The organism is Alcaligenes sp. GW821-FHT11D07, from assembly GCF_058808495.1.
In genome coordinates this window covers 977,521-985,217 of record NZ_JBXART010000002.1, presented here as the reverse complement: position 1 = coordinate 985,217, position 7,697 = coordinate 977,521, and the positions used below count along the sequence as shown (strand labels likewise).

The 7,697-nt window shown below is 54.4% G+C and carries 7 protein-coding genes; 4 read left to right on the top strand and 3 right to left on the bottom strand.

Annotation, left to right across the window (positions count from 1 at the left end; translation table 11 throughout):
* Window positions 1–1,158: 1,158 nt before the first annotated feature.
* On the top strand, window positions 1,159–2,622 hold the full coding sequence (gene rng / locus AC1RSM_RS13055; protein WP_492932963.1) for a ribonuclease G: 1,464 nt from the start codon (window positions 1,159–1,161) through the stop codon (window positions 2,620–2,622).
* A gap of 16 nt (window positions 2,623–2,638) precedes the next feature.
* Here the strand turns inward: rng and AC1RSM_RS13050 are convergent, their stop codons facing one another.
* From AC1RSM_RS13050 to msbA, 3 genes are all read right to left on the bottom strand, one after another.
* Window positions 2,639–3,169 (bottom strand): P-loop nucleotide/nucleoside kinase family protein, encoded by a 531-nt coding sequence (locus AC1RSM_RS13050; protein WP_492932962.1) that lies wholly within the window; start codon window positions 3,167–3,169, stop codon window positions 2,639–2,641.
* A 132-nt stretch (window positions 3,170–3,301) separates the two neighbouring features.
* The gene (locus tag AC1RSM_RS13045; protein WP_492932961.1) at window positions 3,302–3,760 is read right to left on the bottom strand and encodes a hypothetical protein; all 459 of its coding nucleotides are present in this window, start codon (window positions 3,758–3,760) and stop codon (window positions 3,302–3,304) included.
* Window positions 3,761–3,790: 30 nt separating this feature from the next.
* Window positions 3,791–5,584, bottom strand: coding sequence for a lipid A export permease/ATP-binding protein MsbA (gene msbA / locus AC1RSM_RS13040; protein WP_492932960.1), 1,794 nt, complete (start codon window positions 5,582–5,584; stop codon window positions 3,791–3,793).
* 146 nt (window positions 5,585–5,730) lie between these two features.
* Here msbA and AC1RSM_RS13035 point away from each other — a divergent pair, with 146 nt between their 5' ends.
* From AC1RSM_RS13035 to AC1RSM_RS13025, 3 genes are read left to right on the top strand one after another with little or no spacing between them, the layout of a single operon-like run.
* Window positions 5,731–6,636: a glycosyltransferase family 9 protein gene (locus AC1RSM_RS13035; protein WP_492932959.1), complete on the top strand. Its 906-nt coding sequence runs from the start codon at window positions 5,731–5,733 to the stop codon at window positions 6,634–6,636.
* Window positions 6,633–7,397, top strand: coding sequence for a YdcF family protein (locus AC1RSM_RS13030; protein ID WP_492932958.1), 765 nt, complete (start codon window positions 6,633–6,635; stop codon window positions 7,395–7,397). The genes AC1RSM_RS13035 and AC1RSM_RS13030 overlap by 4 nt, the downstream gene beginning before the upstream one ends.
* Window positions 7,394–7,648 (top strand): YkgJ family cysteine cluster protein, encoded by a 255-nt coding sequence (locus AC1RSM_RS13025; RefSeq protein WP_492932957.1) that lies wholly within the window; start codon window positions 7,394–7,396, stop codon window positions 7,646–7,648. The genes AC1RSM_RS13030 and AC1RSM_RS13025 overlap by 4 nt, the downstream gene beginning before the upstream one ends.
* Window positions 7,649–7,697 lie beyond the last annotated feature (49 nt).

Genomic DNA, 7,697 nt, shown 5'->3' with positions numbered 1-7,697 from the left:
ATCCCCGAAGGGTTCGACTCGCTCATTCCAAGCGCCCACACTTATCGGCTGTTAATTGTTAAAGAGCAGTGACAGTTACCTGTCGTTCCACTGACTAACCCGGCTGGCTCGTTGCGCTGAGCGCTTCGTGCCTCGCTGTGTTAGCAGCAGAGAAACGAGATTATGAAGCAGATCAGGCAGTGTGTCAAGCGTTTTTTTGAAGAAGCTAGAAAGTTTTTAAAACCGACTAACTCGTCCCGCTTGCACCAGAACTTTCGTTCCGATCAACCTGATGAACAATCAACCGTGAGGCTAACCATCCAACTTCACAAACAAGGTTAAATTTTCAAAACTGTTTTTCAACACTTAAAAACTTAACGCTGCGTTCTCTGGAGCAGAACCTAGAACTTTAACACAGAATTTTCTGATCTGTCAAGCCCCGGGTTTTGCGCCCTGCCAGTTACCTGGCCAGCCTGGCTGGAAATCGGTGCGGGCCTTTTGGCCAAAGCGGTGATCTCTTGCTGACTGCTTGCTGTAGCGCTTAGAGGGAAAACCCTGTGTGTGCTGCAGCGAGAAAAGAACTATAGCACGATGAAATTCGAATGTGCAAGCAAATTCGCTGATAAAACGTAGATTATTTTGCACTTTTTTCCCTACTCCATCCTAAGCGTTTGAATCATAAAGGAAAGCTGGGATATACCCTTGAGTAATTTTTTTCGGTCGTAGGAGCAGAGACTTTCCCCGAGCCCGAACGACTGGTGTTCTGAAGGTTTTTTAGCTTGTTATTGCATCCGTCCAAGCCGTCGATCAGTCACTGTTGTCACGGCTACCTGAGAAAACGACCAGTCCGCCTTCTCTGATAGTGCCTTCCCCTCTCCCTGATGAAGTCCTTCAGCTACTCGAAACCTTGCTCACACTACTTATTCAGGTCTCGGTAAAAGCTCCTCTCTATATAGAGACCCCAGACCTGGACAGCGAACTGACGCCCGGAACAGGTAGACAGGAAGTGGCCGCATCATCTGCTCTATATATAGAAGCACTGACAATACCTGCTACCTCCCCCTTCTAGTTAGGGCCCTGCCGTTCCGCCCTAAACACTCTATATAGTCATAAAGGCATAGCAGCCTCACAGACTTGGCCCTACACTAGCCCAGAACAGCAATCTAAGCGAAAACTACTATGCATGAAGACATCCTGATTAACGTCACTCCCTTTGAAACCCGTGTTGCCCTGGTCGAGCAAGGTGCTGTCCAGGAAATTCATATCGAGCGCAGCATCCAACGCGGGTATGTGGGAAACGTCTATCTGGGTAAGGTGGCTCGTGTTCTGCCCGGCATGCAAAGTGCATTTATCGATATCGGCCTGGAGCGCGCCGCTTTTATCCATGTCGCTGATTTGCGGCAAAATCGCGCCGAGCGCAACCAGGGCAGTGCCACCACACCCATTGAAAAGCTCTTGTTTGAAGGTCAGTCCCTATTAGTACAGGTGATCAAAGATCCTCTCGGTACAAAAGGCGCCCGCGTTTCCACGCAAATCAGTATCGCCGGCCGGATGCTGGTGTATCTGCCCTTTGATCCCCATATTGGTGTGTCCCAGCGCATTGGCTCGGATGCCGACCGTATAGAACTGCGCGAACGCGTCACCCGTTTGATGCCCAAGGACGAAAAAGGCGGTTTTATCGTGCGCACTCAAGCTGAATGCGCAAGCGATGAAGAAATCAGCGCTGACCAGCAATACCTGCGCACCCTGTGGACGCGTATTCAAGAACGGATACGCGAGCAAGGCGCCCCCTCCGTTCTCTATACAGACCTGAACCTGTCACAGCGAGTTTTGCGCGACATGGTCACGCCCAATACGCAGTCCATCATTGTGGATTCGCGTACTGTCGTCCAGGAGATGAAGGAATGGGCTCAAATCTATACTCCATCCGTGCTGGAACGCATCAGCCATCACAAAGGTAGCCGCGCCCTCTTTGACACCGCCCATGTGGATGAAGAAATTAGCCGAGCCTTGTCTCGCCGGGTGGATTTGAAGTCTGGTGGCTATTTGATTATTGACCAGACCGAAGCCTTGACGACGGTAGACGTCAATACCGGCGGCTTTGTGGGCGGCCGCAATTTTGATGACACTATTTTCAAAACGAACTTGGAAGCGGCAATTGCCTTGGCCCGCCAGCTGCGTCTGCGCAACCTGGGCGGCATTATCATCCTGGACTTTATTGATATGGATGATGCCACCCACCGGGATTCCGTACTGCAGGAACTGCAAAAGGCTCTGTCCAAAGATCGCACTCGAGTGACGATCAACGGTTTCAGCCAGCTAGGCCTGGTGGAGATGACCCGCAAACGCACGCGTGATTCGCTGGCCCACCAGTTATGCGAAACCTGCCCGACCTGCCAATCGCGCGGCTCGGTCCGTACTGCCCGCACGGTTTGCTATGAAATCCTGCGGGAAATTCTGCGCGAAGCCAAACAGTTCAACCCCAAAGAGTTCCGCATTTTGGCGGCTCAAGAGGTGGTGGACCTGTTTCTGGAAGAGGAAAGCCAACACTTGGCCGTAGCTGGCGACTTTATTGGCAAGCCCATCTCCCTGGAAGTAGATGCTCACTACTCCCAGGAACAATACGACATTATTCTGCTGTAAATGCCAAAACCATCCGTCACTCACTGATAGGGTGACGGATGATCTGAAAGCCCTCTGACTCTTGAGGCGCGACAAAATAGCGGCTGAACAAATCAAATTGCGCTTCTGTCGTTTCAAAGGGATGCTCACCACCGGCATTACGTGCATGTAGGCGAGCCTTGCAGATCTCGTCCGACACATCTAGATAATGCAGTTCATGAGCAGCATGCGCTTGCACAATCAACTCCCCCGCCCAAGCCCGAGTAGCCAGTGTATTGGACGGAAAATCCAGTACGACCGAAATGCCTGCCTGCAATAGAGCAACAATATGCGGCGCCATAGCGGCCCTCAGTTGCGCCGAGCAACGCGCATAGTCTTCCAAAGACTGGATCTGACCGGGGTACAAGTTGGCCAACCAGACATCTTCACTAATCAGAACGGTCTGAGCTTTTTCAGCAAGCTGCTTGGCAAAAGTGGATTTGCCCGCCGCAATTTTCCCGCAAATCAGATAGAGGGTGGCTGTGGCAGTCTCTGTCTGTGTGGGCTGGGGCGTGAAAGCAAAATCCATAATGATCTCTAGTAATGAAAAGGGTTCAGAACCAATAAACCCGCCTAGAAAGGCGGGTCAAGGTATTCAAGCCGTCGGGCAGTGCCTTGAAGTTCGCCAGATAGAACAAACTTCTGGCACGGCTCAAACCACTTACCGCGGCGCCACTGGGACGAAATCGTCTTCGGGAAGCACCTCTTTCGGCGCTTCGTCTGGGTTGCACACGCCAGGGGCACGAATAGAGGTAAAGATTTCTTTGATTTCACGCTTTACATCAGCGCGATAGCTGTACACCTTGGCATCCACCCACCCTTTTTGCATCAACGTCAGGTCAACCAGAATGGAGTTATCCCAACCCGCGCCCGGTGCCAACTCGTAACGCAAAGTGCCGTAGCTGGCTTGGCGTTCATCCATTTTGAACGTGGCCGCTTTACCGCATTCCGCCTGGTGCTTGAACAAGGCGCGCTGAATTGTCACAAAATCAGCATTAATGCGTCGCTCAGTCTTGTAGTAGCTGGGAATACGTACATCTTGTTCTCGCAGTTCTCCGCCCTGATTCGCACATCCCGCCAATACCGCCAGCCCAGCCAGCGCAAGAATGATTTTCTTCATGATGTTCCTTGTGGTGCAGCGCTGGGCTGCTTATTCGTTGAACTGAAACTGCATTTGGTAAAAACCGGCGTAGACGCCATTGCGGGCTAACAATTCCTCATGGCGGCCTTGCTCGATGATGCGCCCCTCATCCAGCACAAGAATCTGGTCCGCATTTTGTACCGTAGACAAACGGTGTGCAATCACCAAGGTACTGCGCCCCTTCATCAGGGTTTCCAAAGAAAGCTGAACTTGGCGCTCGGACTCGTTATCCAATGCCGAAGTCGCCTCGTCCAGGATCAGAATCGGTGCATTTTTGATCAGAGCACGAGCAATAGCCAGACGCTGACGCTGCCCGCCCGACAGCGAGTTGGCATTTTCGCCCACCATCGTATCCAGGCCCTGAGGAAGGCCTTCTACAAATTCGCGCAAATTGGCTGCTTCCAGAGCTTCCCAAATGCGCTCCGGGGGAACATCAGCGCCAGCCCCATACGCTACGTTCTGGCCGATAGTGGCCTCGAACAGAACCACGTCCTGACTGACCAGAGAAATCTGGCTGCGCAAGCTGCGTAAAGTCAGATCCTGCAAGGGGATGCCATCCACCCTGACTTGGCCGCTGCTGGGAAGCAGAAAGCGCGGCAGCATATTGGCCAGCGTCGTTTTCCCGCTGCCCGAGCGGCCGACCAAGGCAATTGTCTGGCCTGGCTGCACGGCAAAATTCACATCCGACAGCGTGTCACGATGCGCTCCGGGGAAACGATGACGCACGGATTCGAACTCGATATGCCCGCGCACTGGCTGGGTAAATTCGCGGGTGCCTGTGTCGGGCTCAGGGTCCTGATCGACCAGCTTGAACACACTTTCAGCGGCAACCAGCATGCGCTGCATCGTGCCGGTGATATTAGTCAGACGCTTGATCGGGTCAAAAATCTGGCCCAGAGCCGCCATAAATGCAGCAAAGCTACCGATCGTCAGGGTGCCTGTATTGGCTTGGTACAGAGCTACAAAGATAACCCCGGCCACCGCGATGGACACAAACAACTGCGTAATGGGCGACAAGGCGGCATCCGCAGACGCGGCACGCATGGCAAAGCGACGCAAACGCGCATTCACATACATAAAGCGAGTGTTTTCACGCTCGTAACCGTCAAACAGTTTGATGACACGCTGAGCATCAATGGCTTCGCTGACCACTCGTGTCAGTTCGGCATTCATATTGACGGTATCGCGGTTAATGCGGCGCAAGCGGCGCGATACCAGCTTGGCCACAAAGACCGAGGCTGGCATGACCAGAAAGACGATCACGGTCAATTGCCAGGACATATACAGCAGCACGCCCAGCAAAGCGATGACGGTCAGGGTCTCACGCACCACGACGGTCACTACTTCCGTAGCGACCCCGGTCATAGTGCCCGCGTCAATCGTAAAACGATTGAGCAGACGGCCTGTATCCCCCTGCTTGAACTCTGAATCCGACAAACCCAAGAGGCGAGAGAACATGTCACCACGTAAAGTCAGCAACATTTTGTTGGCGATCCAGGCAAACAAATACGAGCTGCCGTAGCTGGTTACCCCGCGCACAAACATCAGCCCGATCACCGCCAGGGGGATGGACCACATATAGTGCGGCTTGGCACCGGTAAAGCCGTCATCCAGCAGGGGTTTCATGATCACCGCCAGCACGGGCTGGGTGGCTGAGGAGATACTAACCAGCAACAGCGCCAGCGCTGCAACCTTCCAATAAGGCAGCAAACGACTGTAAATGCGCTTCCAGAGATCGGATTTGACGGGATCGTGCCCAGCAGGCTTGATTTTGGTTTCTATGGCGTTGGACAACGAGGACACCTATATACTATCTAATTGTGTTTATTCTAACGCTCATTCCCTGAATCGAGCGTCCTTGCTCTGGTTCGTTCAGCCTAGTTGTCCTGTTCATGTCTGATCCCTCTGCCCTTTATTTACGATTGCCTAACTGGCTAGGCGATGTATGCATGAGCCTGCCGTGTTTACAGGCTCTATTGGACACTGGCTTGCCAGTGGTTGTTTGTGCTCGCCCCTGGGCCCGCGAGCTGCTGTCCGCCTACCCCTTGCATGGCTTTGTGCCCATGACCAGCCAATGGCGCCAAGACGCCAAGGCCATACGACGCTACCGTCGCCAGCACGGTCATCGCCAAGCCTATGGAGTCTTGCTGCCGGACTCGCTCAGCAGTGCGCTCAGCTTCAAACTGGCTGGCCTGCCCGCTTGCGGGTATCGGGACGACGGCCGTAGCCTTTTATTACGTTGGCCTTTAAATAAGCCCCAAAACAAGTTGCATGCGGTGCAATCCTGGTTCTATATTGTTCAGCAGGCGCTGGACCTGTGGAATCTTGGCCCAGCCCCTGAACAGGCCCCGGCCACCCTGGATTTGACGCTTAGCCCCCTGCAACGGCAAGAAGGCGACAATAGTTTGCGCCAAGCTGCCTTGCGCCCCGGTGACTACATTCTGATCGCCCCGACCGCAACAGGGTTGCACAAGGGTCGCGTCAAAGTCTGGCCTTATTTCGACCAACTGACCCGCCATCTGCAAGCCCAAGGCAAAACCGTCATTATGTGCCCCCCCCCGAACGAGCATGAGGCTGCCCTGACCAATGCGCCCAGCGCACGTTGTCTGCCGCCCCTGCCCCTGGGTGCGTTTGCACGACTTTGCCAGCAGGCCCAGTGGGTTATTTGCAATGACTCTGGCGTCTCACATGTCGCCGCGGCCATCAAGGCCCAGCAGCTGACCTTATGTGGCGTCACCAATCCTGAAGACACTGGCCCCTGGTCACCAAGGGCGATCTGCCTGGGACGTGACGGCCAATGGCCTACGCTGGATGAAGTGGTGAACGTGCTGGAGTCAGAGCGGGAGCGCCCATGAGTCTATCGAGCATCCTGACCAGCCTGGTCATCCCTCTGAATCTGTTTGCCGCCCTCTTATTGCTGGCGGTACTGTTGTTCATCGTGCGACTACGCAAGACCGCCGTGGTCTTGGCTCTGGCAGGTTTGCTCTGGACTGCGGCCTGGTCGCTGCCGGCCACCAGCCTGTATGCCGGTGCATATCTGGAACGAATGTATCCCTACCAACCCGCGGAGCAAGTTGCTCCGGGCGACGCCATTGTCGTGCTGGGTGGGCACACCGCGCAGAACCGCAGCAACTGGTTCTTGCCGCAAACCGCCCAGAAAACCTCGGCGCGGGTGGAACGTGCTGCGGATCTTTATAAAGCCGGTCGTGCACCCTACATCGTTTTGTCCGGTGCAGCTCTGGATGGCGGGGTCAGTGAAGCCCAAATGATGGCCAACACCCTGAAAAATCTGGATGTGCCTGCGTCGGCTACGGTGATGGAAAACAATAGCCTGACCACCCAGCAAAACGGTGAGTACACCGCCCAGTTGTTGCAGGAGAAACAGGCCAAGCAGGTCTTGCTCGTGACGTCTGCCCTGCATATGCCACGCGCGATGGCCATTTTCCGCAAACAAGGCGTGAATGTAATTGCTGCGGGTGCCGCTCCCCAGCTCACTGTGCCTGACAGCCCTGATTTCTCCATGTGGAAGCCTAACCTGATGGCTTTGCAGTCCAGCCGTTCCATCATCAAGGAATACGTGGGAATCTTAGTGTATTGGTCCCGAGGCTGGGCATGATTTGCCGTGCCGAATGCGGGGCCTGCTGCATTGCCCCCTCCATTTCCAGCCCCATACCCGGCATGCCCGACGGAAAACCGGCGGGTGTGCCCTGTATCCAGTTAGATGAACAAATGCGCTGCCGGATTTTTGGTCAGCCAGAACGGCCGGCCTGTTGTTCAGGTTTACAGGCGTCGCTGGAAATGTGTGGGGACAGGCGGGAAGATGCCTTGGTCTGGCTGGGCGAACTGGAAACCCTGACAGCACCTTGAACCAGGAATAAAAAAGAGGCGTGCCGATCAAAAATCGGCACGCCTCTTT

Bases quoted from the DNA above. Each gene is read 5' to 3' on its own strand.
- AC1RSM_RS13025 (WP_492932957.1), top strand. From the start codon at position 7,394: ATGATTTGCCGTGCCGAATGCGGGGCCTGCTGCATTGCCCCCTCCATT.
- AC1RSM_RS13045 (WP_492932961.1), bottom strand. From the start codon at position 3,760: ATGAAGAAAATCATTCTTGCGCTGGCTGGGCTGGCGGTATTGGCGGGA.
- AC1RSM_RS13035 (WP_492932959.1), top strand. From the start codon at position 5,731: ATGAGCCTGCCGTGTTTACAGGCTCTATTGGACACTGGCTTGCCAGTG.
- AC1RSM_RS13030 (WP_492932958.1), top strand. From the start codon at position 6,633: ATGAGTCTATCGAGCATCCTGACCAGCCTGGTCATCCCTCTGAATCTG.
- AC1RSM_RS13050 (WP_492932962.1), bottom strand. From the start codon at position 3,169: ATGGATTTTGCTTTCACGCCCCAGCCCACACAGACAGAGACTGCCACA.
- rng (WP_492932963.1), top strand. From the start codon at position 1,159: ATGCATGAAGACATCCTGATTAACGTCACTCCCTTTGAAACCCGTGTT.